Genomic DNA, 21,696 nt, shown 5'->3' on the forward strand with positions numbered 1-21,696 from the left:
GTTGTACCGTGCCATGCACCTGTCCCTGCTCAAGACCAAGATCCACCGCGCCACCGTCACCCACTCCGAGCTGAACTACGAAGGCTCGATCGCCATCGATGACAACCTGCTGGCTGCCACCGGCATCCGCGAGTTCGAGCAGGTCCACATCTGGGACGTGACCAACGGTGCGCGCTTCTCGACCTATGCGATCCGCGCCGAAGCCGGCAGCGGCATCGTCTCGCTCAATGGTGGCGCCGCGCGCCACGTGCAGGTCGGCGACATCATCATCATCGCCGCCTTCGCCAGCATGACCGAGCAGGAAGCGGACAGCTTCAAGCCGAAGCTGGTGTACGTGGATGGCAGCAACCAGATCACCCACACCAACGACACGATCCCGACCCAGGCCGCATGACAACGAACAACGGATTCGACTCGCTGCATTCCCACGCCCAGCGCCTGAAGGGCGCAAGCATCCCCAGCCTGCTCGCCGCCGAACCTGGCCGTGTGCAGGAGCTGGCGCTGCGGGTCGGTCCGTTGTACGTGAACTTTGCCCGGCAGAAGTACGACGCCGCGGCGCTGCAGGCGCTGCTGGCGCTGGCAGCAGAACGCGATGTCGGGGGCGCCATCAACCGCCTGATGCGCGGCGAGCAGGTCAACCTGACCGAAGGCCGCGCGGCGCTGCACACGGCGCTGCGTGGTGACGTGGTCGACGCGCCGGTGGCCGCCGATGCCCATGCCACTGCACGCGAAATCCGTCAGCGCATGGGAGTCCTCGTGCGTGCGCTGGAAGACAGCGGCGTGACCGACGTGGTGAGCGTCGGCATCGGGGGATCCGATCTTGGCCCGCGGCTGGTCGCCGATGCGCTGCGCCCGGTCAGCGGCGCGCGCCTGCGCGTGCATTTCGTATCGAACGTGGACGGCGCGGCCATGCAGCGCACGCTGGCCACGCTTGACCCGGCGCGCACCGCCGGCATCCTGATCTCCAAGACCTTCGGCACCCAGGAAACCCTGCTCAACGGCCAGATCCTGCACGACTGGCTGGGTGGCAGTGAACGCCTGTATGCCGTCAGCGCCAATCCGGAGCGCGCAGCGAAGGCCTTCGCCATCGCCGCAGAGCGCGTGCTGCCGATGTGGGACTGGGTCGGTGGCCGTTACTCGCTGTGGTCGGCGGTCGGCTTCCCGATTGCGCTGGCGATCGGCTTCGAGCGTTTCGAACAGCTGCTGGAGGGTGCGGCGCAGATGGACGCGCACGCACTGGATGCACCGCTGGAGCGCAATCTGCCGGTGCTGCATGGCCTGACCGACATCTGGAACCGCAACCTGCTGGGCTGCGCCACCCATGCGGTGATGACCTACGACCAGCGCCTGGCGTTGCTGCCGGCCTATCTGCAGCAGCTGGTGATGGAAAGCCTGGGCAAGCGCGTGCAGCGTGATGGCCAGCCGGTGACCACCGATACCGTGCCGGTGTGGTGGGGCGGTGCGGGCACCGATGTGCAGCACAGCTTCTTCCAGGCGCTGCACCAGGGCACCAGCATCGTCCCGGCCGACTTCATCGGCTGTGTGCACAACGATGATCCCTATACCGTCAATCATCAGGCGCTGCTGGCCAACCTGCTGGCGCAGACCGAAGCGCTGGCCAACGGTCAGGGCAGCGACGATCCGCACCGCGACTACCCGGGCGGTCGTCCGAGTACGCTGATCCTGCTCGATGCACTGACGCCGCAGGCGCTGGGTGCGCTGATCGCCATGTACGAGCACGCGGTGTACGTGCAGTCGGTGATCTGGAACATCAACGCCTTCGACCAGTTCGGGGTCGAGCTGGGCAAGCAGCTGGCCAACCAGCTGCTGCCGGCATTGCAGGGCGAGGGTGTGGCGATCGCCGACCCGATGACCCGCGAGATCCTGGCGCAAATCCGGTAGCGCCGGGCCATGCCCGGCGGACGCGACCCAGGCTCAACGGCTCGGGTCGCGTTCCGGGCTTGGCCGCTTGGCCAGTTTGCGCTGCAGCGACCGTCGGTGCATGCCGAGCAGGCGGGCGGCAGCGGACACGTTGCCGCCCGTCTCGTGCATCGCCTGCTGGATGTGTTCCCACTGCAGGCGACTGATCGGCGTCATCGCGTCGGGGACTTCCATCTCGCCGTCGTCGGCCGGGCCGTCGTCCTCTTCGCCCAGCGCGCGCAGGATCATCGGTACCGTTGCCGGCTTGGGCAGATAATCGTCTGCGCCCAGCTTGATGGCTTCCACGGCTGTGGCGATGCTGGCATAACCGGTGACCAGCAGGATCCGCATGTCCGCACGCAGGGCACGCAGGGGCTGGATCAGGGCCAGGCCGGAATCACTGCCGAGCTTGAGGTCGATCAGCGCGAAAGCCGGTGGATGCTGGCGGGCCAGCATCAGCGCAGTGGCCGCGTCCTGCGCGGTCTGCGTTTCGAGTCCCTTGCGCGCCAGGCTGCGCTGCAGGGTACGCAGGTACAGCTCGTCGTCGTCGACCAGCAGGCCCTGGGTGGAGTGGTGCAGGCTCATGGGGTGTCCTCGCGTGGGGCCAGCGGCAGGCGGAAGCCGACGCGACTGCCGGCCCCCTGGGCCGGGCGCATCCACATCTCGCCGTCGAGGCGTTCGATGGTGGCATGGGACAGGGCCAGGCCGACGCCCATGCCCTCGCTCTTGCTGCTGCCGAACAGCGTGCCCGGCAGCACGGCGGCACGGGCATCGAAGCCGTGGCCGTAGTCGCGGACTTCGCCGATCAGGTCGTCGCCGTCGATGCGCAGGCTCAGGTCCACGCGCGGGCGCCCGGCCTGCTCTCCGGCATCGGCCGCGTTGTTGAGCAGGACCATCAGCAGGTGGCCCACGCCGGGGTCCAGCGGCAGCCGCAGCGGCGCATCGTCGTTGCGGTGCAGGTCGATGGTCGGCCGCACCAGCCGCCATTGTTCCAGCACCTGCTGGGCGCTGGAGCGGCTGCGTCCGGGCATGTCGGCCGATGCCGGCGCGGCCAGTGCCAGCACCCGTTCGCGGCACTGCACGAGCAGTTCGCGCAGGGTTTCCATGTCCTCGCGTACTTCCGGCTCCTCGCTGCGCTCGGCAACGTCGTCGGCCAGCAGGGTCATGGTCGCCAGCGGCGTGTTCAGTTCATGCGCCACCGAGGCGGCGTGGGTGGCCAGGGCGACAATGCCCTCGTTGCGGGCGAAGCGTTCACGCAGTGCCGAGAGCTCCAGTTCTCGTTGCCGCAGGGCCAGGGCCAGGCGCGTGGAGAACGTCAGCACGACGGTGGCGGAGATCAGGAAATTGGCGACCACGCCCCAGCGGTTCAGGTCCTGCGCACGGAAGTAGCCGTCCGGCAGCGGCTGGCCGAACAGTCCGCTGGCGGCGTAGCCGAGCAGGCAGGCCAGGGCCACCGCCAACGCCCAGCGCAGGGGCAGGGCGAAGGCGGCCAACGCAATCAGGATCAGGAACAGGGAGCTGAACGGATTGGCCATGCCGCCGCTCCAGCTGATCATCCAGGTCAGGATGATCACGTCCACTAGGATGTGGCCGAAGGCTGTCAGTGGCGCGGTATCGGCCCCTTCCGGCCGCAGCTGGGTGTAGACATTGAACAGCGCGAGCACGGCGACGCCGGCCCACAGCGGCAGTGGCGGCAGCGGCAGGCCCAGCACCCAGGTGGCGACCAGGATGGTGGTGGCCTGGCCGGCCACGGCCAGCCATCGCAGGCTGCACAGGGTGCGGAGAAACGGGGCGTCGGGACCGGTCATTCGCGCCCATCGTATGCGTTCGCGGGCGGGTGTGCCTGCGACAATCGGCCGCAGCCGTGCCAGCGGCTGAATGCGAGTCACCCGGAAACCGGAGGCGGGCGCTAGAATGCCCGCATGCACGACGCCGTTACCCGCCCGACCCCGCCTTCCGAGCCCACCGCCTGGTCCCGTCGCCAGACCCACGCCGTCCAGATCGGCGGAGTCACCGTCGGCGGCGGCAGGCCGGTGGTGGTGCAGTCGATGACGAATACCGACACCTCCGACGTGGCCTCCAGCGTGAAGCAGGTCGCCGAGCTCTGGCGCGCCGGTTCGGAAATGGTGCGCTTGACCGTCAACACCGTCGAGGCCGCGGCCGCGATCCCGCGCATCGTCGACAAGCTGGCGATGATGGGCATCGACGTGCCGCTGATCGGTGATTTCCACTACAACGGCCATCAGTTGCTGACCGCCGAACCGGCGTGTGCCGAAGCACTGGCCAAGTACCGCATCAATCCGGGCAATGTGGGCTTCGGCAAGAAGAAGGACCTGCAGTTCGCGCAGTTGATCGAGTTCGCCATCCGCTACAACAAGCCGGTGCGCATCGGCGCCAACTGGGGCTCGCTGGACCAGGCGCTGGCGGCCAGGCTGATGGATGAGAACAACGAGCGCGAGCAGCCCTGGGACGCCGGACGTGTCCTGCGCGAGGCACTGATCCGGTCAGCGCTGGATTCGGCCGAACAGGCCGTGGAGCTGGGCCTGCCGCGCGACCGCATCGTGCTGTCGGCCAAGGTCAGTGGCGTGCAGGAGCTGATCGCGGTCTACCGTGACCTGGCACAGCGTTCGGAGTTCGCGCTGCATCTGGGCCTGACCGAAGCCGGCATCGGCAGCAAGGGCATCGTTGCGTCGGCAGCGGCGCTGAGCGTGCTGCTGCAGGAAGGTATCGGCGACACCATCCGCATCTCGCTGACGCCCGAGCCGGGCCAGTCGCGGACGCAGGAAGTGATCGTCGCCCAGGAGCTGCTGCAGACCACGGGCCAGCGCGCGTTCACGCCGCTGGTGACGGCCTGCCCGGGATGCGGCCGCACCACCTCCGAGTTCTTCCAGGAGCTGGCCAAGGTGGTGCAGAACCACGTGCGCGCGAAGATGCCGCTGTGGAAAGTGCAGCACCCGGGGGCGGAAAACATGACCCTGGCGGTGATGGGCTGCGTGGTCAACGGCCCGGGAGAATCGCGGCACGCCAACATCGGCATCTCGCTGCCGGGAACCGGGGAGGCGCCGTCGGCGCCGGTGTTCGTCGATGGCGAGAAGAAGGTGACCCTGCGTGGCGAGAACATCGCCCAGGAATTCGTCGCCCTGATCGACGACTACGTCGAACGAACCTATGTCCGAAGCGCAGGATAAGCCCGCGATCCTTGCCGCGCCGGAGCCGGCCTCCGGCTTCCGTCACTGGATGGCGCGCAATGCGTGGCGCCTGGTCCTGCTGTTCGCCGGCGTGCTGTTGCCGCTGGCCGGCTTCGTCGCGCTGGCCGACGAGGTGCATGAGTTTGAATCGTTCCATTTCGACGCGCCGCTGCTGTGGCAGATGCACGGCCTGCATTCGCCGTGGCTGGACCGGTTCTTCGTGCTGCTGTCCCGGCTGGGTTACGAGTGGTTCCTGATTCCCGCCGATGTGCTGATCGTCGCGGCACTGCTGGGCTACCGCCGCTGGCGCGAGGCCACCTTCGTGGCCGTCAGTTTCCTCGGATCGGCACTGTTGAACATGGGCAGCAAGCGGTTCTTCCAGCGGGACCGCCCCAGCCTGTGGGAGTCCATCGCACCGGAATCGACGTTCAGTTTCCCCAGCGGCCACGCCATGGGGTCGATGACCCTGGCGGCAACCCTGGTACTTCTGGCCTGGAATACCCGCTGGCGCTGGCCGGTGCTGGTGCTGGCCCCTGCGTTCAGCTTGCTGGTCAGCGTGTCCCGGGTCTATCTCGGGGTCCATTACCCGTCGGATATCCTGGCCGGATGGTGTGCAGCACTGGTTTGGGTGGTAGGGTGCTACCTGGTCATGTTCAGTCGTCGGCATCCCTGGCGACGCCGCGATTCGCCGCCATCGACGGCCAGCGAAGCATCAACACAGGGGGAGTGACGTGGATGGCTCTTCGCGGGCGTCTACGTGATAGATGAGCTGTTTCGTTGCAGTGGGTTCTGCAAGACAGGGGGTAAGCACAATGCGTGAGACTGTGATCAACCCGGCACTCTTGCCCGGTATGCACTTCGACCGCGCTTGCGAGGGTTCGGCACCCTGCCTAGCTTGACGCGCAATGGCCGCATTCGAAGAGGTACGTGAATGACGATTCGAGTCTACCTGGTGGACGACCACGCACTGGTCCGCACCGGGATGAAGATGATCCTGTCGGGTGAGACCGACATCGAGGTGGTGGGCGAGGCCGAGACCGGCGAGGACGCGCTGCGCGAAATACGCCAGCTGCAGCCGGACGTGGTGCTGTGCGACCTGCACCTGCCGGGTGTCAGCGGCATGGAAGTGACCGAGCGCATCGTGCGCGGCCATCGCAGCACGCGCGTGGTGATCGTGTCCGTCCTGGAGGATGGCCCGCTGCCGAAGCGGCTGCTGGAAGCCGGTGCGGCCGGGTACATCGGCAAGGGCTGCGACGCCCAGGAACTGCTGCGCGCGGTGCGCGACGTGGCAGGCGGGCGCCGCTACCTGGGCACCAGCATCGCGCAGAATCTGGCGCTGTCGACGGTGGAGGGGAATGGTTCGCCGTTCGACACCCTGTCTCCGCGCGAGCTGGAAGTGGCGCTGTTGCTGACCCAGGGATTGCGCCAGGAAGACATCGCGCGCCGCCTCAGCCTCAGCGCCAAGACCGTCAACACGCACAAGGCGCGCCTGTTCGAGAAGATGGGTATCCATGACAACATCGCGCTGGCGCGTATGGCCAGCCAGTACGGGCTGGTGGATCCGGCACGGCCGCTGTGAGGGTTTCAGCCAACGGCTGAGGTGCGTCGCGCGCCCGGAATCTGTCTTCCAGTTCCGGCCCGCGGTCGCGGGGCCAAGCGTCGGCCCCGCGCTCACCCATCGGGCGCTCAGGTGCCGCGCACGCGCTTGACGATGGCCGCCGCCTGCATGGCGCTGGCGCGCACCTTGTCCCAGTCGCCGTCCGCAATCCAGTTGCCGGGCACCATCCATGAGCCACCGATGCAGACGACGTTCTTCTGCTCGAGGTACTCGGCGGCGGTGTTTTCCGTGATGCCGCCGGTCGGGCACAGCTTCAGATCGGCAATTGGACCGGCCACGCCCTTGATCATCGCCAGGCCGCCGACCGCCGTGGCCGGGAACAGCTTGCACACCCGGAATCCGCGCGCATGCAGCGACAGCAGCTCGGTCGGCGTCGCCGCACCGGGCACCACCGGCAGCGGCGCAGCGGCCAGCGCATCGGCCAGCGCGGGCGGCGTACCCGGGGTCACCAGGAAGTCCGCGCCGGCATCAATCGACTGCTGCATCTGCTCAACGGTCAGCACCGTACCGGCACCCACCACCACGTCCGGCAGTTCGCGCTTGAGCATGGCCAACGCCTCCATCGCCACCGGCGTGCGCAACGTCAGCTCGATCGCCGGCAGACCGCCTTCCAGCAGCGCCGCACTCACCGCACGGGCCTGGTCCAGCGTATGAATCGTCACCACCGGCAGGATGCCCGCCGCATGCAACAGCTCCGCCGCCTTCAGCTGATGTTGTTCGATACCCATAGCTCTGCTTCTGCCTTTGCTTCCGAATTTGATTTTCAGTGATCACTTCGCGGCGTTGATGCGCCGGAAAGTGTGACGCGGCCACCAGCACACTCACCGCCGCAACACACCCGCAGCGCTCTTCAACCCTCAGGCGTCCTTCGCCTCATGCGGCGCTGCCGCAGCCGCCGCATCGTGTCCCAGTTCGTACTCGGCGTCGTAATCCCACGGCCCGCCATCGGCCGCTGCCGGCCCGCACGAAATCGAAATGGCCCCCTGATCGGCCGGCCCGACCACACGACGGTTGATCGCGAACAGGTTGCGGCCCAGATCATTCGCCGCGGGTGCGGTGTTCGGGGCCTGAGTGCGTGCTGCCCATTCGGCAGCGTCCACCAGGACGTCCAGCGTGCCCGCCTCGCCATCCAGGCGGATGATGTCGCCTTCGCGGACTTTCGCCAGCGGACCACCACGCGCGGCTTCCGGCGTGACATGGATCGCCGCCGGGATCTTGCCCGACGCCCCGGACAGCCGGCCATCGGTGACCAGCGCAACGCGTCGGCCCTGGTTCTGCAGAAGGCCCAGCAGCGGCGCCAGCGAATGCAGCTCCGGCATGCCGTTCGCGCGCGGGCCCTGGTAGCGCACCACCGCCACGAAATCCTGGGGAAGCAGCCCGGCAGCATGCAGCTTGTTGAGCACCTGGGGCGCATCAACGACAACGGCCGGTGCTTCGATCGAACGGTATTGCGGCTTCACCGCCGACAGTTTGATCAACGACCGGCCCAGGTTGCCGCGCAGCAGGCGCAGGCCACCCTGGCTCTCGAACGGAGCGTCGACGCCGCGCACCACCTCCTCGTCGGCACTGCGCTCCAGCCCGGGCAGATAGACCAGGGTGCCGTCACGCAGCTGCGGTTCGCGGGCGTAATCGGCCATGCCGCCGCGCGCCACACTGACCAGGTCGCCGTGCATCAGCCCGGCCCTGATCAATTCTCCGAACACGAAAGCCGGGCCGCCGGCCGCCGCGAAGCGGTTCACGTCGGCGTCGCCATTCGGATAGACGCGGGCCAGCAGGGGAATCAGCTGCGACAGCTCGTCGAAGTCGTCCCAGGTCAGCACGATGCCGGCGGCACGCGCGACCGCGATCCAGTGGATGGTGTGGTTGGTCGAGCCGCCGGTGGCCATCAGGGCGATGACGGCGTTGATGATCGCGCGCTCGTCGATGATCCGGCCGAGCGGACGGAAATCCTCGCCCAGCGCGGTGATCTCCAGCGCACGCTCGGTGGCCTCGCGGGTGAGCGCATCGCGCAGCGCAGTGCCCGGGTTGACGAAGGATGCGCCTGGCAACTGCACGCCCATCGCTTCCAGCAGTACCTGGTTGGAGTTGGCGGTACCGTAGAAGGTGCAGGTGCCTGCGCCATGGTAGGAGGCCGACTCGGCCTCCAGCAGTTCTTCGCGGGTGGCTTCGCCGGCCGCATAGCGTTCGCGCACCTCGGCCTTCTGCTTGTTCGGAATGCCCGGTGTCATCGGGCCGGCCGGAATGAACACCGCCGGCAGGTGGCCGAACGCGAGCGCGCCGATCAGCAGGCCGGGCACGATCTTGTCGCACACGCCAAGGTAGACCGTGGTATCGAACATGTCATGGCTGAGGCCGATCGCGGTGGCCTGCGCGATCACATCGCGCGAGAACAGCGACAGTTCCATGCCGCCGCGGCCCTGGGTGACGCCGTCGCACATCGCCGGCACACCGCCGGCCACCTGCGCGGTGGCGCCCAGTTCACGGGCGATCCCGCGGATCTGCTCCGGATAGGTCTCGAACGGCTGGTGGGCCGACAACATGTCGTTATAGGCTGTGATGATGCCCAGGTTCGGCGTCACGCCGCCGCGCAGGCGGCTCTTGTCGGTGCCGCCGCAGGCAGCGAAACCATGGGCGAGATTGCCGCAGCTCAGGCGGCTGCGGAAGGGGCCTTCGCGCAGGGCGGCGTCGACAGCGGCCAGGTAGGCCGCGCGCGAGGCAGCGCTGCGACGGATGACGCGGTCGGTGATGGCTTGCAGTTGCGGATGGAGGCTCATTGGCTACCGGCGTTCGAGGTGGCGAGAGGTGGGCGGCGGCGATATGCCGCCACCGACATCAATCTGCCCAGTGGACGCGCAGGCGCGCGCCTTCCAGGTGGATTGCGTTGAGGATCGGGTACTGCTGGGCATTGTTGCTGTCCAGCGCCTGCCGCAGCACCTGCAGCTTCTGCTTGCCGCGCAGCAGCAGCAGGCGCTGGCGGCACTGGCGCAGGCCGTGCGGGGTCAGCGTGATCCGCAGCGGCCACTGGTTGGCGCCCGGGCAGCCGGTCGCATCCAGTGCGGCATAGGGCAGGGGGCTTTCCAGCGCGCGGGCCAGGTCCTTCGAGCCGGGGAACAACGAGGCCGTGTGGCCATCATTGCCCATGCCGAGCGCGACCAGGCTGGGCGGCTGGCTGTGCTGTGCCTGCAGATTGGCGGTGTACACGCATTCCGGAAGCGGCTTGCCGATGCGCACCAGCGGGTCGAAATGTGCACCTTCGGCGCGCTTGAGCAGGTGCTCGCGTACCAGCCAGGCATTGCTGTCGCGATCCTGCGGCGACAGCCAGCGCTCATCGGCCAGGCTCACTTCCACGCGGTCCCAGTGCACTTCCATTTCTGCCAGCGCCTGGTACACCGGCGCCGGCGTGGTGCCACCGGACAGCAGGATGCGTGCGCGGCCGACTTCGTTGATGTCACGGTTGATGGTCTGTGCCATTTCGGTGGCCACCGCTTCGATCCAGCCATCGGCATCGCCGTGACTGACAAAATCGATGCGGTCGTCCTGGAAGACAGGGCTCATGCGGCAACTCCCGGAGCGTCACGTTCGGCATCGGCTGCATAGGCGGCAGCGCCCAGCAGGCCGGGGCAGGGGTGCATGATCGCCAGCGAAGGCACCCGCGCCATGATCGAGGAAAACCGGCCCTTGTGCTCGAAGCGCTGGCGGAAGCCGGAGTGCTGCAGCGAATCCAGCATTTTGGGCACCAGGCCGCCGGTCAGGAACACGCCATCCCAGGCACCCTGGATCAGCACCAGGTCGCCGGCGATGGCGCCGAACACTGCGCAGAACACATCCACGGTGCGCATCGCCTGCGGATCGCCGAGCGCGGCACGGGCGGTGACGTCGGCCGGCTGCAGATGGCCCGGGTCGACACCGGCCATCTCACAGACCGCACGATGGATGTTGACCAGGCCGGGACCGCAGATGAGACGCTCGTTGGACACGCGGCCGAACTGCTCGGACAGGATCTCCAGGATCCGCACTTCTTCCGGCGTGCCCGGCGGGAAGCTGACGTGACCGCCTTCGGTTTCCAGCGGGTAGCTGCGGCCGTGGCGCACCACCAGGCCACCGACGCCGAGGCCCGTGCCAGGGCCGATCACTCCGTAGTTGCGTGGCTGGCCCGGTGCGGCCGGCGTCCAGTGCGCACCGCCGATCTGCACCACATCCTGCGGTTGCAGCAGGGCGACGGCCATCGCCTGTGCGGCGAAGTCGTTGATCAGGTGCAGCTCGTCGAAGCCGAGCATCGCTGCGGTGCGGCTGCGCGAGATCACCCACGGATGGTTGGTGATGCGTGCCTCGTCGCCATCGACGCGGCCGGCCACGGCAAACACGCCGCGGCGCGCGCTGGCCCCGGCCTGCTCAAGGTAGTGGCGGGCGGCATCGCCCAGCGACGGGAACTCGGCGACTGCGAACTCGCGGATGCTGTCCTTCTGCAGGGGCGCATCCAGCGAAGTGTCGGCCAGTGCGAAGCGGGCATTGGTGCCGCCGATGTCGGCGACCAGAACCGGCTGCGAGCTGCCACTCATGCCGAAGCTCCGGTGTCCGGCGCATCCACGCCCTGTGGCAGGAAGTCGCTGGCATCCGCCGGACCCCACTGGCCAGCAGGGTAAGGCTGGAGCGGCAGGCCGGCTGCCTTCCAGGCATCGGCGACGCTGTCGATCCACGCCCAGGCGGCGCGCACTTCGTCGTCGCGCACGAACAGCGCATGGTTGCCGTTGAAGGCGTCCAGGAAAAGGCGCTCGTAAGCGATGCGGCGGTGCAGTCCCGTCGGCACCGACAGCTCCAGTTCCAGCGGATGCAGTTCCAGCGCGCCCCATTCCGGACCGGCCAGGCTGCTCATCAGGCCCAGCTCGATGTTTTCCTGCGGCTGCAGCTGGAACACCAGGCGATTGGGTGCGGCCTGCGCGCGCTGCGGGCGCTCGAACAGCCAATGGGTAACCGGCTTGAGGGTCACCACCACGCGGGTGGTGCGCTCGGGCAGGCGCTTGCCGGTGACCAGATGGAAGGGAACGCCGGACCAGCGCCAGTTGTCGATGTGCGCGGTGACGCCGGCGAAGGTTTCCACGTCGCTGCCTTCCGGCGGCTGATAGGCCTGTGCCGGCTGGCCGTTGATGGTGCCGGCGGTATAGCGGCCGCGCACGCTGTCGCGGGCGGCATGCTGGGCGTCGAGGGGGCGCAGGGCGCGCAGCACCTTGACCTTCTCGTCGCGGATGCGGTCGGCTTCGAGCGACGCCGGCGGTTCCATCGCCACCAGGCACAGCAGCTGCAGGATATGGCTCTGCACCATGTCACGCAGGGCGCCGGAGCGTGCGTAGTACGCGTCGCGGCCGTCCACGCCTTCGCTCTCTGCGACCAGGATGTGCACCGACTCGATGTAGTTGCGGTTCCACACCGCCTCCAGCAGGGTGTTGCCGAAGCGCAGGGCGATCAGGTTCTGCACCGCAGCCTTGCCCAGATAGTGATCCAGGCGGAACACGCGGTCTTCGTCGATCCACTGGCCGATGGTGCTGATGATTTCCTCGGCACTTTCGCTGTCGCTGCCGATCGGCTTCTCCAGCATCAGCCGGGCCGGTGCGGCGAGGGCGCCCCCCTTGGCCAGGCCTTCGCAGGTGGAGATGTACAGGCCCGGCGGAATGGCCAGGTAGCTCACGCACCGGCGGTCCACCAGGTCTGAGACGGCGGCGGCGACCGAGTCGACATCGCGCAGGTCCACCGAGCGGTAGTCGATGCGGCGCAGCAGCGCGGCGATGTCGTCCTGCGAGGCCATCGGCATGGCCTGCTGCAGGCGCGGGCGCAGGATGTCATGGAAGGCCTCGGTGTCATGGCCGGACAGGGCCAGCGCACGGATGCGGAAATCCTCCGGCAGCAGACCATCGCCAAGCAGGCGCAGCAGCGAAGGGAACAGATAGCGCTGGGCCAGATCACCTGTGGCACCGAACAGGAAGAGGGTGTCGTGCATCGCTCGAGTTTCAGATCCGGGTGACATCGTTGTCAATCGCTTCATGGCTGGGTTCGGGGGACATCCGCGCAACTGCCTGTCCGAGGTTCGCGGAACGCGATCTGCAGGGGATACCGGCAGGCCGTTCCATTCGAAACCACCGCACCGGCGAACGTTCCATTGTCCGCCGACGCAGGTCGGTGCGCACCGACCATCGGATAGTGCCACGTGAAAACGTTTACATGGCAGAATGGGCAACTGTATTCGATTGCAGTGCTCGCCGTCATGCGGCAGTCGCGCAATCATTGCTGCCATCGGGAGGGCCGAGGCAGTCCCAAAAGACAGCCCGGCGTCGGGCAGACCGGATCAGGTGATATGGCAAAAGTGCAGTTGCAGGGTGTGCGCAAGGTCTACGACAACGGCCAGGTTGCGGTGAAGGACGCCACTTTCGAGGTCGCCGATGGCGAACTGATGGTGCTGGTCGGTCCTTCCGGCTGTGGCAAATCGACCCTGCTGAGGATGGTGGCGGGCCTGGAGGAGATCAGCGGTGGCACGCTGAGCATCGGTGACCGCGTGGTCAACGATGTGGCACCGAAGGATCGCGACATCGCCATGGTGTTCCAGAGTTATGCGCTTTACCCGCACATGACCGTGGCCGAGAACCTGGCGTTCGGCCTGAAGCTGCGTGGCCACGACAAGGCCACCATCGACAGGCGGATTGCCGAAGCGGCGCAGACGCTTGGCTTGACCGAGATGATGGACAAGCTGCCCAAGGCGATGTCAGGTGGCCAGCGCCAGCGTGTTGCGCTGGGGCGCGCGCTGGTGCGCGAACCTGCGGTGTTCCTGCTCGACGAGCCGCTGTCCAATCTCGATGCCAAGCTGCGCCACAGCGTGCGTACCGAGATCGCGCAGCTGCACCGCAAGCTGGGTACGACCATGATCTATGTCACGCACGACCAGGTCGAAGCGATGACGCTGGGCCAGCGCATCGTGGTGCTCAAGGACGGCATCATCCAGCAGATCGATACGCCGATGGCGCTGTATGACCGCCCGGCCAACCTGTTCGTGGCCGGTTTCCTCGGCAGCCCGGCGATGAACGTGCTGCGCGGGACATTGCAGGGCGATGCGGGCGGCGTGACGGTGGTCGAGGGTGAGTGGCGCGCGCCGCTGGGCCAGGCCACGATCGACCCCGCGTGGCTGCAGAAGCCGATCAACGTCGGCGTGCGCCCGGAGCACCTGCAGCCGGCGACGGGAGATGACGCGCATGCGTTCACTGCGCGCATCGAGGGCATCGAGCCGGTCGGCAACGAGATCTTCGTCAACCTCAGCAGCGGCCAGCATGCACTGACCATGCGGGTGGCGCCGCAGGCGCTGCCGGCCGTGGGCGAGGACATCCGCGTGGCGATCCATCCGCAGGGCCTGCACTTCTTCAACGCGGAAACCGGCGAGCGCCTGTAAGACTTGGTGGCGCCGGGCCATGCCCGGCGTCATCGGCAGATCCCCGCCCTGCGTGGATGGGGCGCAGCCTCAGCGCGCCAGGCCATCCAGCAGTGGAATCCGCTGCGCGGGCGCATCGCCGACCTGCAGCGCAGCGTCGCTCGTTTCAAGCGGCAGCACCGCCAGCGCGAGATCGCCGGCCACGCTGGCGATCGTGCCCAGTGCCGCGCCGTCCTGCTGCACGCCGTCACCGGCCTGCGCCGGCGCATGGGTGTGCAGCAGCTGCACCGCGCGCTTGGCCTTGCCGAGGAAGTGGGTGCGGGCGACGATTTCCTGGCCCGGGTAGCAGCCTTTCTTCACGCTGTAGCCGTTCAGACGGTCCAGCCCCAACTGCTGCGGCGTCCACACCTCGCGCTGGCTCTGCTCCAGCCGGGGCAGGCCATACCGCAGGTCAGCCTGGCGCCAGGCCAATGCAAAGGCCGCGTCGTCGTCCGGCCCACCGGCCGGGAAGGTGTCAGCGGCACCGATGCGCAGCGCGCGCGGCAGCGCGTCGCTGCCCAGGTCCAGCTCCCAACCGCCTGCATTGGCGGCGATCGCCGCGCCGGTAGCCGCTTCCGGTGCGGTGAACGCGCCGGCCACGGCCAGATCGTCGCGCAGCTGCACCTTGACCTTTCGGCGGAACACGAAACGCTGCAGTTGCGACGCAGTCGCATCCGCGTCGCCATCGGCGAACACCAGCATCACGTGATCCTCAGCCAGCCGGAGCAGCTGGAACACCGCCAGGGTGCGGCCCTTGGCACTCAGCCAGGCGCTCCACTGCCAGTGCTGCTGGGGCAGAGCGAGGACATCGCTGCTGAACTGGGCGTGGGCGAAGGCAGCTGCGTCCACGCCCTGCAGGCTCACCAGCTGGTGGCCCGGAAGGCGTGGATATCCGACGAAAGCAGGGGGCAGGTTGTCAGGCACGTGAACGAGGTCTAAAATTTGTGCGTTGCGAGACCGACCATGATAGGCCAAACAACCCCCACTCCCGACGACGAAACTGAAGCCCCGCTGGTCCCTGCGGCACCCGTGCCCGTGGAACAGGAAAAGGCAGAGGAATTCGGCGGCCGCGGCGGACTCGATCCGGTGCGGTATGGCGATTGGGAGAAAAACGGACGCTGCATCGATTTCTGATCAGCATTGAGCCAACGCGGCCGCGTGCCGCCCAGCCGAGACAACGAGCCCAGCGAATGGCGACCAGACAACGCCCACTTTCCCCGCACCTTCAGGTGTATCGCTGGCAGATTCAGATGGCCACCTCGATCCTGCATCGAGCCACTGGCGTCTTTCTGTCTGTTGGTGCCCTCATCATCGCTGCGGGCCTGCTGGCCCTGATGATGGGGCCCGATTCGTGGAACTGCTTCACCGGCCATGCCGGGGCCTGGTATGGCCGCGTGTTCCTGTTCGCGTGGACATGGTCGTTCGCCTATCACCTGTGCAATGGCATCCGCCATGTGGTGCAGGACTTCGCCATCGGCTTCAGCATCCCCGCCTTCATCCGCAGCAGCTGGCTGTCGGTCATCGGCAGCCTGGTGATCACCCTGCTGGTGTGGGCCTACGTGATGTTTGGAGGTGCCGCGTGAGCAAGTTCCGTACTCCGCTGAAGAACGTGCGTGGCCTGGGTTCGGCCAAGACCGGCACCGAGCACTTCGTGCACCAGCGCCTGACCGCCGCCGCCCTGGTGGTGCTGGGGATCTGGTTCCTGGTCTTCGTGCTGGGCCTGCTGGGTTCCGACTACGCGACCGCCACTGCTGCCATCGCCAAGCCGTGGAACGCGGTGCCGCTGATCGGCCTGCTGATCGCCATGTTCTGGCACGCACAGCTCGGCATGCAGGTCGTGCTGGAAGATTACATCCACGAATCGCTGCTGGCCCTGGTGCTGCAGACCGCGGTGAAGTTCGTCGCCGTGCTCGGCATGATCGTCAGTGTGTTCGCGGTGGGCCGCATCGCCCTCGGCGTTGCCTGAGCCCAGGCACCTACACAGGAATCCAGACTAGATGTCCGCTTACAAGATCACCGAACACAAGTACGACATGGTCGTGGTGGGCGCCGGCGGCGCCGGCCTGCGTGCCACGTTCGGCCTGGCCGCCAAGGGCCTGCAGACCGTGTGCCTGACCAAGGTCTTCCCGACCCGTTCGCACACCGTCGCCGCCCAGGGCGGTATCTCCGCCGCGCTCGGCAACATGGGTGAGGACGACTGGCGTTACCACTTCTTCGACACCATCAAGGGGTCGGACTGGCTGGGCGACCAGGACGCCATCGAATACATGTGCCGTGAGGCCATTCCGGCCATCATCGAGCTCGAGCACTACGGCGTGCCGTTCTCGCGTACCGCCGAAGGCAAGATCTACCAGCGCCCGTTCGGTGGCATGACCACCAAGTACGGCGAAGGCCCGGCGGCGCAGCGCACCTGCGCGGCGGCCGACCGTACCGGCCACGCGATGCTGCATACGCTGTACCAGCAGTCGCTGAAGCACGACGCGCGCTTCATGATCGAGTACTTCGCGCTCGACCTGATCTTCGACGACGAAGGCGTCTGCCGCGGCGTGCTGGCCCTGGACATGTCCGACGGCACGCTGCACCTGTTCCGCGCCCAGGGCGTGGTACTGGCCACCGGCGGCTACGGCCGAGCCTATTTCAGCGCAACTTCCGCGCATACCTGCACCGGCGACGGTGGCGGCCTGGCCATGCGTGCCGGCATCGCCATGCAGGACATGGAGTTCGTGCAGTTCCACCCGACCGGCATCTACGGCGCCGGCTGCCTGATCACCGAGGGTGTCCGCGGTGAAGGTGGCATCCTGCGCAACAGCAGCGGCGAGCGCTTCATGGAGCGCTATGCACCGCATTACAAGGATCTGGCATCGCGCGACGTGGTCAGCCGTTCGATGACCATCGAGATCCGCGAAGGCCGCGGTGTCGGCGAGCACAAGGATCACATCCTGCTCGACCTGACCCACCTGGGCCCGGGCGTGATCGATGACAAGCTGCCGGGCATCGCCGAGAGCGCCCGCATCTTCGCCGGCGTCGACGTGCACAAGCAGCCGATCCCGGTCATCCCGACCGTGCACTACAACATGGGTGGCATCCCGACCAACTACCACGGTGAAGTGGTGCGCAAGGTCGGCGACAACCCCGATGCCGTGGTGCCGGGCCTGTACGCCATCGGCGAAGCCGCCTGCGTGTCCGTGCACGGCGCCAACCGCCTGGGCTCCAACTCGCTGCTGGATCTGGTGGTGTTCGGCCGCGCGGTGGCCAACCGCTGTGCCGAGACCATCAAGCCGGGCGCGGCGCACAAGCCGCTGCCGGCCGATGCCTGCGACAAGGCGCTGGGCCTGCTGGACAAGCTGCGCCACGCCAACGGCGATACCCCGACCTCGGTCATCCGCGACCGCATGCAGCGCACCATGCAGGCCGACGCGGCCGTCTTCCGCACCAGCCAGACGCTGAAGGAAGGCTGCGAGAAGATGGACAAGATCTTCGATTCGTTCCAGGACGTGAAGGTCTCGGACCGTTCGCTGGTGTGGAACTCGGACCTGATCGAGACCTACGAGCTGAACAACCTGCTGCTCAACGCGGTGGCGACGATCAACTCGGCCGAACAGCGCAAGGAAAGCCGCGGCGCGCATGCGCACGAGGACTTCCCGGACCGCGACGACGTCAACTGGCAGAAGCACACCCTGGTCAGCGTCGACGAGAAGGGCAAGTGCAGCTTCGACTACCGTCCGGTGCACATGTACACGTTGACCGATGACGTGTCCGTGGTGCCGCCGAAGCCGCGCGTGTACTGATCCGACCCCGCCTACCATGCAATCCGCGCCTTGAGGGCGCGGGCCGCCTGAGCCAACGAGAGCAGCCATGGCCGAGTTTTCACTCCCCAAGAATTCCAAGATCACGAAGGGCCAGCACTTCCCCGTCAAGAACGGCGGCAAGAACGTGCGTACCTTCAAGATCTACCGCTGGAGTCCGGACGACGACAGCAATCCGCGCACCGATACCTATGAGGTCGATCTGGACGCCTGCGGTCCGATGGTCCTGGACGCGCTGATCAAGATCAAGAACGAGATCGACCCGACCCTGACCTTCCGTCGCTCCTGCCGCGAAGGCATCTGCGGTTCGTGCGCGATGAACATCGACGGCACCAACACGCTGGCCTGCACCCGCGCCATCGCGGACTGCGGCAAGAAGGAAGTGCCGATCTACCCGCTGCCGCACATGAACGTGGTCAAGGATCTGGTGCCGGACCTGACCCACTTCTACGCGCAGTACGCCTCGATCAAGCCGTGGATCCGCACGCAGACCCCGGCGCCGCCGGATCGCGAGCGCCTGCAGTCGCCGGAAGACCGCAAGAAGCTCGATGGCCTGTACGAGTGCATCCTGTGTGCCTGCTGCTCGACCAGCTGCCCGAGCTACTGGTGGAACGGCGAGCGTTACCTGGGGCCGGCGATCCTGCTGCAGGCCTACCGCTGGATCATCGACTCGCGCGATGAGGACACCGGTGCGCGCCTGGACGATCTGGAAGATCCGTTCAAGCTGTACCGCTGCCACACCATCATGAACTGCGCCCGCACCTGCCCGAAGGGCCTGAACCCGGCGTTGGCGATTGCCGAGATCAAGAAGCTCATGATGGAGCGTCGCGCCTGATCCATCCCGCATGCGGCCGCATCGACGGCGGCCGCACGCACCCCAGCCGAGCCACGCCATGCGTGGCTTCGCTGTATCTGGAGGCCTGCAATGGATGAAGAAACCCTGCTGAAGAAGCTGCGCTGGCGCTGCCGGCGTGGCATGCGCGAACTGGACCAGCTGTTCGAACGTTACCTCGACCGCGAATGGAGCGCTGCGCCGACCGAAGAGCGCGAGGTTTTCCTGTTCCTGCTCGACTGTGAGGACGATAAATTGTGGCGCTGGTTCATGGGCTACGAGGTCTGCCCGCATGCGCACGCCATCCCGCTCATGGACAGGATCCGCGCCCTCAAGCCTTGAGTGGCGTCCTTCACGGCTGCAGGCGGGTGCCCAGCTGGCGGTACTGCTCGCCGCCCCCTGGCTGCTGCGCGCTTCGGATCTGCCCCGAGACGCCCTGGTTCCCGTCGTACTGCTGGTCTGGGCGCTGGGCCTGGCCGAGCTCTTCTGGCGCCTGCGCCGGCCGAAGGTGAGTGTGTGCCTGCCGGCGTTGCCCGCTCCGCTGCAGGTGGCGGGGCAGGCGCTGGACGCTCCACAGCTGGTGATCCGCGGCCCGTGGCTGTTGCTGCACGGGCGCCAGGGGCGGCGGCGGCGGCGCCTGCTGTTCTGGCCGGATGTGCTCGATGCCCGGCAGCGACGTGAACTGCGACTGGCCGTCGCCGCACGCGCCGTTTCCCGTCGAGCCCGGTCGATGGCACCATAGGCCGAATCGTCCGGCGTGCCTGCATGTTCAAACCCATTCCCGTGGCCATCGGCCTGCGCTACCTGCGCGCCAAGCGCCGCAACGGCTTCATCTCCTTCATTTCGATGGCATCGATCCTGGGCATCGCGCTCGGCGTTACGGTGCTGATCACCACCCTGGCGGTGATGAGCGGCTTCCAGAAGGAAATCCGCAGCCGCCTGCTGCAGATGACGGCGCATACCACCATCAGTCGCGACGGCGAGCCCATGCCGGACTGGATGCGCGTGGTGGACGTGGCCAACAAGGACCCGCGCGTGGCGGGCGCCGCACCCTATATCGAGATCCAGTCGATGATCAGCGGCCCGCGCGTGCAGGGTGCGATCATCCAGGGCATCGACCCGGCACTGGAGCCGAAGGTGTCGGTGATCGACCAGAAGGTGGTCAAGGGCAGCTACGACAGCCTGAAACCCGGCAGCTTCAATCTGCTGCTGGGCAAGGAACTTGCGATCTGGCTGGGCGTCGATGTCGGCGACCAGGTGCTGGTGACCTTCGCCGAAGTGCAGGGCACACCTGCAGGCGCCGTTCCGCGGATGAAACGCTTCACCGTCAGCGGTATTTTCGAGGCCGGCTACAACGAGGTCGACCGCGGCGTCGGCTTCGCCAACATGAAGGATCTCGAGCGCGTACTGCGCGCCGATGGCGCGACCGGCGTGCGCCTGAAGCTGCACGACATGGACCGCTCGCTGGAAGTCGGCGTGGACCTTGCGCAGAATCTCGGCGGCGCCTATCGCGTGAGTGACTGGACCCAGCAGAACGCCAATCTCTACCACTCGCTGCGCATGGAGAAAGTGGTGATGGGCATCCTGCTGTCGCTGATCATCGCCATGGGCGCGTTCAATCTGGTGTCCTCGCAGGTGATGCTGGTCACCGACAAGCAGGCGGACATCGCCATCCTGCGCACGCTTGGCCTGACCCCGGCCGGGGTGATGCAGGTGTTCATGGTGCAGGGCTCGTTGATCGGCATCTTCGGCACGCTGGCCGGACTGATCGGCGGCATCACCCTGACCTTCAACCTGGAACGCATCCTCGGTGCCATCGAGCGCGTGTTCAATGTCAAGCTGCTGCCGGAAGACGTGTACTACATCACCGGCCTGCCGACGGACATGCAGACCGGCGACGTGGTGGTGATCACCGTGGTCGCACTGCTGATGAGCTTCCTGGCCACCCTGTATCCCGCCTGGCGGGCGGCACGCACCCAGCCGGCGGAGGCCCTGCGCTATGAATGAAGCCTTTGACCGCGGCCAGGAAGTGATCCGCGCCGAGCACCTCGGCAAGATCTATGCCGAAGGGCGCATGCAGACCCCGGTATTCGACGGCCTGAACCTGACCGTCACCGCGGGTGAAACCGTGGCCATCATCGGCGCGTCCGGTGCAGGCAAGAGCACGCTGCTGCACCTGCTGGGGGGACTGGACGTACCCAGTGCCGGCGAGGTGTACGTGGCCGGTCAACGCATGTCGGCGCTGTCGGATACCGCACGTGGCCTGCTGCGCAACCAGGCGCTGGGCTTTGTCTACCAGTTCCATCACCTGCTGCCGGAATTCACCGCGCTGGAAAACGTGATGATGCCGCTGCTGCTGTCCCGCTCGCATTCGCCGATGTCACAGCGGGCGATGTTCGCCGGCCTGGGCGTGGTGGGGACGGCGCTGGCCAGCATCGTCAACGGGGCCACCGCCTTCGTCCGTGGTCGTCCTGAAGTGGAGGAGGCGGCCGCGCGCGCAACCTTGCTGCTGGAGTCGGTCGGGCTGGGCCATCGCCTGGACCACAAACCGGGCGAGCTTTCCGGTGGCGAGCGCCAGCGTGCGGCGGTGGCGCGCGCGCTGGTGAATCATCCGGCCTGTGTGCTGGGCGACGAGCCGACCGGAAACCTGGACGATCGCACGGCCGGCACCGTGTTCGACCTGATGCTTGAACTCAATCGTGCCCGCCATACCAGCCTGGTGCTGGTCACCCACGACCGCGGCCTGGCGCGGCGCCTGGACCGGGTGCTGGAACTGCGCGAAGGGCGCCTGCACGAGCTGGCCCACGCCGACGTCTGAGCGGCCGGGAACGTGCACCTCCCGGCGCCTGAACGGTGGCGCCGGGATTCTCGCCGCCCATACCCGG

Annotated in this window: 23 protein-coding genes; 15 read left to right on the plus strand and 8 right to left on the minus strand. The window is 67.2% G+C overall.

What is annotated here, in order from left to right:
- Positions 1–13 precede the first annotated feature (13 nt).
- Both panD and pgi read left to right on the plus strand, forming a co-directional pair.
- Complete coding sequence (panD, locus tag ACZLIF_RS08295) at positions 14–394, plus strand: aspartate 1-decarboxylase (RefSeq protein WP_053517331.1); 381 nt, start codon at positions 14–16, stop codon at positions 392–394.
- On the plus strand, positions 391–1,902 hold the full coding sequence (gene pgi / locus ACZLIF_RS08300) for a glucose-6-phosphate isomerase (protein ID WP_065174946.1): 1,512 nt from the start codon (positions 391–393) through the stop codon (positions 1,900–1,902). The genes panD and pgi overlap by 4 nt, the downstream gene beginning before the upstream one ends.
- Before the next feature lie 33 nt (positions 1,903–1,935).
- On the opposite strand, the gene ACZLIF_RS08305 is transcribed toward pgi, so the two are convergent.
- Positions 1,936–2,505: a response regulator transcription factor gene (locus ACZLIF_RS08305; protein ID WP_053517280.1), complete on the minus strand. Its 570-nt coding sequence runs from the start codon at positions 2,503–2,505 to the stop codon at positions 1,936–1,938.
- Positions 2,502–3,728 (minus strand): ATP-binding protein, encoded by a 1,227-nt coding sequence (locus ACZLIF_RS08310; protein WP_478462512.1) that lies wholly within the window; start codon positions 3,726–3,728, stop codon positions 2,502–2,504. Before ACZLIF_RS08310 ends, ACZLIF_RS08305 begins: the two co-directional genes overlap by 4 nt.
- A 114-nt stretch (positions 3,729–3,842) precedes the next feature.
- Between ACZLIF_RS08310 and ispG the strand changes: the two genes are divergently transcribed.
- From ispG to ACZLIF_RS08325, 3 genes are all read left to right on the plus strand, one after another.
- Positions 3,843–5,108 (plus strand): flavodoxin-dependent (E)-4-hydroxy-3-methylbut-2-enyl-diphosphate synthase, encoded by a 1,266-nt coding sequence (ispG, locus tag ACZLIF_RS08315; RefSeq protein WP_128989060.1) that lies wholly within the window; start codon positions 3,843–3,845, stop codon positions 5,106–5,108.
- Positions 5,089–5,838, plus strand: coding sequence for a phosphatase PAP2 family protein (locus tag ACZLIF_RS08320; protein ID WP_053517284.1), 750 nt, complete (start codon positions 5,089–5,091; stop codon positions 5,836–5,838). Before ispG ends, ACZLIF_RS08320 begins: the two co-directional genes overlap by 20 nt.
- 201 nt (positions 5,839–6,039) lie before the next feature.
- Positions 6,040–6,687: a response regulator gene (locus tag ACZLIF_RS08325; protein ID WP_065174949.1), complete on the plus strand. Its 648-nt coding sequence runs from the start codon at positions 6,040–6,042 to the stop codon at positions 6,685–6,687.
- A gap of 107 nt (positions 6,688–6,794) precedes the next feature.
- Here ACZLIF_RS08325 and eda read toward each other — a convergent pair whose 3' ends face one another.
- The 5 genes from eda to zwf all read right to left on the minus strand — a co-directional run bounded on the left by eda (position 6,795) and on the right by zwf (position 12,718).
- The gene (gene eda / locus ACZLIF_RS08330) at positions 6,795–7,454 is read right to left on the minus strand and encodes a bifunctional 4-hydroxy-2-oxoglutarate aldolase/2-dehydro-3-deoxy-phosphogluconate aldolase (RefSeq protein ID WP_128989062.1); all 660 of its coding nucleotides are present in this window, start codon (positions 7,452–7,454) and stop codon (positions 6,795–6,797) included.
- A 129-nt stretch (positions 7,455–7,583) separates the two neighbouring features.
- A complete protein-coding gene (edd, locus tag ACZLIF_RS08335) occupies positions 7,584–9,500 on the minus strand; it encodes a phosphogluconate dehydratase (protein ID WP_065174951.1) in 1,917 nt (638 codons plus the stop codon).
- A gap of 58 nt (positions 9,501–9,558) precedes the next feature.
- On the minus strand, positions 9,559–10,281 hold the full coding sequence (pgl, locus tag ACZLIF_RS08340; RefSeq protein WP_053517289.1) for a 6-phosphogluconolactonase: 723 nt from the start codon (positions 10,279–10,281) through the stop codon (positions 9,559–9,561).
- Positions 10,278–11,285, minus strand: a complete 1,008-nt coding sequence (gene glk, locus ACZLIF_RS08345) for a glucokinase (RefSeq protein ID WP_053517290.1) — start codon at positions 11,283–11,285, stop codon at positions 10,278–10,280. Before glk ends, pgl begins: the two co-directional genes overlap by 4 nt.
- Entirely contained in the window at positions 11,282–12,718 is a 1,437-nt protein-coding gene (zwf, locus tag ACZLIF_RS08350) for a glucose-6-phosphate dehydrogenase (RefSeq protein WP_065174952.1), read from the minus strand. Before zwf ends, glk begins: the two co-directional genes overlap by 4 nt.
- Positions 12,719–13,072: 354 nt before the next feature.
- Between zwf and ACZLIF_RS08355 the strand changes: the two genes are divergently transcribed.
- The gene (locus ACZLIF_RS08355) at positions 13,073–14,155 is read left to right on the plus strand and encodes an ABC transporter ATP-binding protein (RefSeq protein ID WP_065181281.1); all 1,083 of its coding nucleotides are present in this window, start codon (positions 13,073–13,075) and stop codon (positions 14,153–14,155) included.
- A gap of 69 nt (positions 14,156–14,224) precedes the next feature.
- Here ACZLIF_RS08355 and ygfZ read toward each other — a convergent pair whose 3' ends face one another.
- A complete protein-coding gene (gene ygfZ, locus ACZLIF_RS08360; protein ID WP_128989064.1) occupies positions 14,225–15,097 on the minus strand; it encodes a CAF17-like 4Fe-4S cluster assembly/insertion protein YgfZ in 873 nt (290 codons plus the stop codon).
- Between the two features lie 39 nt (positions 15,098–15,136).
- Between ygfZ and ACZLIF_RS08365 the strand changes: the two genes are divergently transcribed.
- The 9 genes from ACZLIF_RS08365 to ACZLIF_RS08405 all read left to right on the plus strand — a co-directional run bounded on the left by ACZLIF_RS08365 (position 15,137) and on the right by ACZLIF_RS08405 (position 21,629).
- On the plus strand, positions 15,137–15,307 hold the full coding sequence (locus ACZLIF_RS08365; RefSeq protein ID WP_074901279.1) for a DUF1674 domain-containing protein: 171 nt from the start codon (positions 15,137–15,139) through the stop codon (positions 15,305–15,307).
- 56 nt (positions 15,308–15,363) lie between these two features.
- The gene (sdhC, locus tag ACZLIF_RS08370; protein ID WP_004153151.1) at positions 15,364–15,756 is read left to right on the plus strand and encodes a succinate dehydrogenase, cytochrome b556 subunit; all 393 of its coding nucleotides are present in this window, start codon (positions 15,364–15,366) and stop codon (positions 15,754–15,756) included.
- On the plus strand, positions 15,753–16,139 hold the full coding sequence (gene sdhD, locus ACZLIF_RS08375) for a succinate dehydrogenase, hydrophobic membrane anchor protein (protein WP_053517295.1): 387 nt from the start codon (positions 15,753–15,755) through the stop codon (positions 16,137–16,139). Before sdhC ends, sdhD begins: the two co-directional genes overlap by 4 nt.
- A 31-nt stretch (positions 16,140–16,170) precedes the next feature.
- A complete protein-coding gene (sdhA, locus tag ACZLIF_RS08380; RefSeq protein ID WP_053517296.1) occupies positions 16,171–17,961 on the plus strand; it encodes a succinate dehydrogenase flavoprotein subunit in 1,791 nt (596 codons plus the stop codon).
- A gap of 67 nt (positions 17,962–18,028) precedes the next feature.
- Positions 18,029–18,814 carry a succinate dehydrogenase iron-sulfur subunit gene (locus ACZLIF_RS08385; RefSeq protein ID WP_053517298.1) on the plus strand — a complete coding sequence of 262 codons (786 nt, stop codon included), beginning with the start codon at positions 18,029–18,031 and terminating at the stop codon, positions 18,812–18,814.
- Positions 18,815–18,904: 90 nt separating this feature from the next.
- Complete coding sequence (locus tag ACZLIF_RS08390; RefSeq protein ID WP_053517299.1) at positions 18,905–19,153, plus strand: FAD assembly factor SdhE; 249 nt, start codon at positions 18,905–18,907, stop codon at positions 19,151–19,153.
- Positions 19,104–19,553 (plus strand): hypothetical protein, encoded by a 450-nt coding sequence (locus ACZLIF_RS08395; RefSeq protein ID WP_128989066.1) that lies wholly within the window; start codon positions 19,104–19,106, stop codon positions 19,551–19,553. Before ACZLIF_RS08390 ends, ACZLIF_RS08395 begins: the two co-directional genes overlap by 50 nt.
- A 23-nt stretch (positions 19,554–19,576) precedes the next feature.
- Positions 19,577–20,818 (plus strand): lipoprotein-releasing ABC transporter permease subunit, encoded by a 1,242-nt coding sequence (locus tag ACZLIF_RS08400; RefSeq protein ID WP_065174956.1) that lies wholly within the window; start codon positions 19,577–19,579, stop codon positions 20,816–20,818.
- Positions 20,811–21,629 carry an ATP-binding cassette domain-containing protein gene (locus ACZLIF_RS08405; protein ID WP_065174957.1) on the plus strand — a complete coding sequence of 273 codons (819 nt, stop codon included), beginning with the start codon at positions 20,811–20,813 and terminating at the stop codon, positions 21,627–21,629. Before ACZLIF_RS08400 ends, ACZLIF_RS08405 begins: the two co-directional genes overlap by 8 nt.
- The last annotated feature ends 67 nt before the right edge of the window (positions 21,630–21,696 follow it).

The organism is Stenotrophomonas sp. 2201_Sma (assembly GCF_056486685.1).

Coding starts and splice junctions, on each gene's coding strand:
- panD (WP_053517331.1), top strand. CDS start 14: ATGCACCTGTCCCTGCTCAAGACCAAGATCCACCGCGCCACCGTCACC.
- pgi (WP_065174946.1), top strand. CDS start 391: ATGACAACGAACAACGGATTCGACTCGCTGCATTCCCACGCCCAGCGC.
- ACZLIF_RS08305 (WP_053517280.1), bottom strand. CDS start 2,505: ATGAGCCTGCACCACTCCACCCAGGGCCTGCTGGTCGACGACGACGAG.
- ACZLIF_RS08310 (WP_478462512.1), bottom strand. CDS start 3,728: ATGACCGGTCCCGACGCCCCGTTTCTCCGCACCCTGTGCAGCCTGCGA.
- ispG (WP_128989060.1), top strand. CDS start 3,843: ATGCACGACGCCGTTACCCGCCCGACCCCGCCTTCCGAGCCCACCGCC.
- ACZLIF_RS08320 (WP_053517284.1), top strand. CDS start 5,089: ATGTCCGAAGCGCAGGATAAGCCCGCGATCCTTGCCGCGCCGGAGCCG.
- ACZLIF_RS08325 (WP_065174949.1), top strand. CDS start 6,040: ATGACGATTCGAGTCTACCTGGTGGACGACCACGCACTGGTCCGCACC.
- eda (WP_128989062.1), bottom strand. CDS start 7,454: ATGGGTATCGAACAACATCAGCTGAAGGCGGCGGAGCTGTTGCATGCG.
- edd (WP_065174951.1), bottom strand. CDS start 9,500: ATGAGCCTCCATCCGCAACTGCAAGCCATCACCGACCGCGTCATCCGT.
- pgl (WP_053517289.1), bottom strand. CDS start 10,281: ATGAGCCCTGTCTTCCAGGACGACCGCATCGATTTTGTCAGTCACGGC.
- glk (WP_053517290.1), bottom strand. CDS start 11,285: ATGAGTGGCAGCTCGCAGCCGGTTCTGGTCGCCGACATCGGCGGCACC.
- zwf (WP_065174952.1), bottom strand. CDS start 12,718: ATGCACGACACCCTCTTCCTGTTCGGTGCCACAGGTGATCTGGCCCAG.
- ACZLIF_RS08355 (WP_065181281.1), top strand. CDS start 13,073: ATGGCAAAAGTGCAGTTGCAGGGTGTGCGCAAGGTCTACGACAACGGC.
- ACZLIF_RS08365 (WP_074901279.1), top strand. CDS start 15,137: ATGATAGGCCAAACAACCCCCACTCCCGACGACGAAACTGAAGCCCCG.
- sdhC (WP_004153151.1), top strand. CDS start 15,364: ATGGCGACCAGACAACGCCCACTTTCCCCGCACCTTCAGGTGTATCGC.
- sdhA (WP_053517296.1), top strand. CDS start 16,171: ATGTCCGCTTACAAGATCACCGAACACAAGTACGACATGGTCGTGGTG.
- ACZLIF_RS08385 (WP_053517298.1), top strand. CDS start 18,029: ATGGCCGAGTTTTCACTCCCCAAGAATTCCAAGATCACGAAGGGCCAG.
- ACZLIF_RS08390 (WP_053517299.1), top strand. CDS start 18,905: ATGGATGAAGAAACCCTGCTGAAGAAGCTGCGCTGGCGCTGCCGGCGT.
- ACZLIF_RS08395 (WP_128989066.1), top strand. CDS start 19,104: ATGCGCACGCCATCCCGCTCATGGACAGGATCCGCGCCCTCAAGCCTT.
- ACZLIF_RS08400 (WP_065174956.1), top strand. CDS start 19,577: ATGTTCAAACCCATTCCCGTGGCCATCGGCCTGCGCTACCTGCGCGCC.
- ACZLIF_RS08405 (WP_065174957.1), top strand. CDS start 20,811: ATGAATGAAGCCTTTGACCGCGGCCAGGAAGTGATCCGCGCCGAGCAC.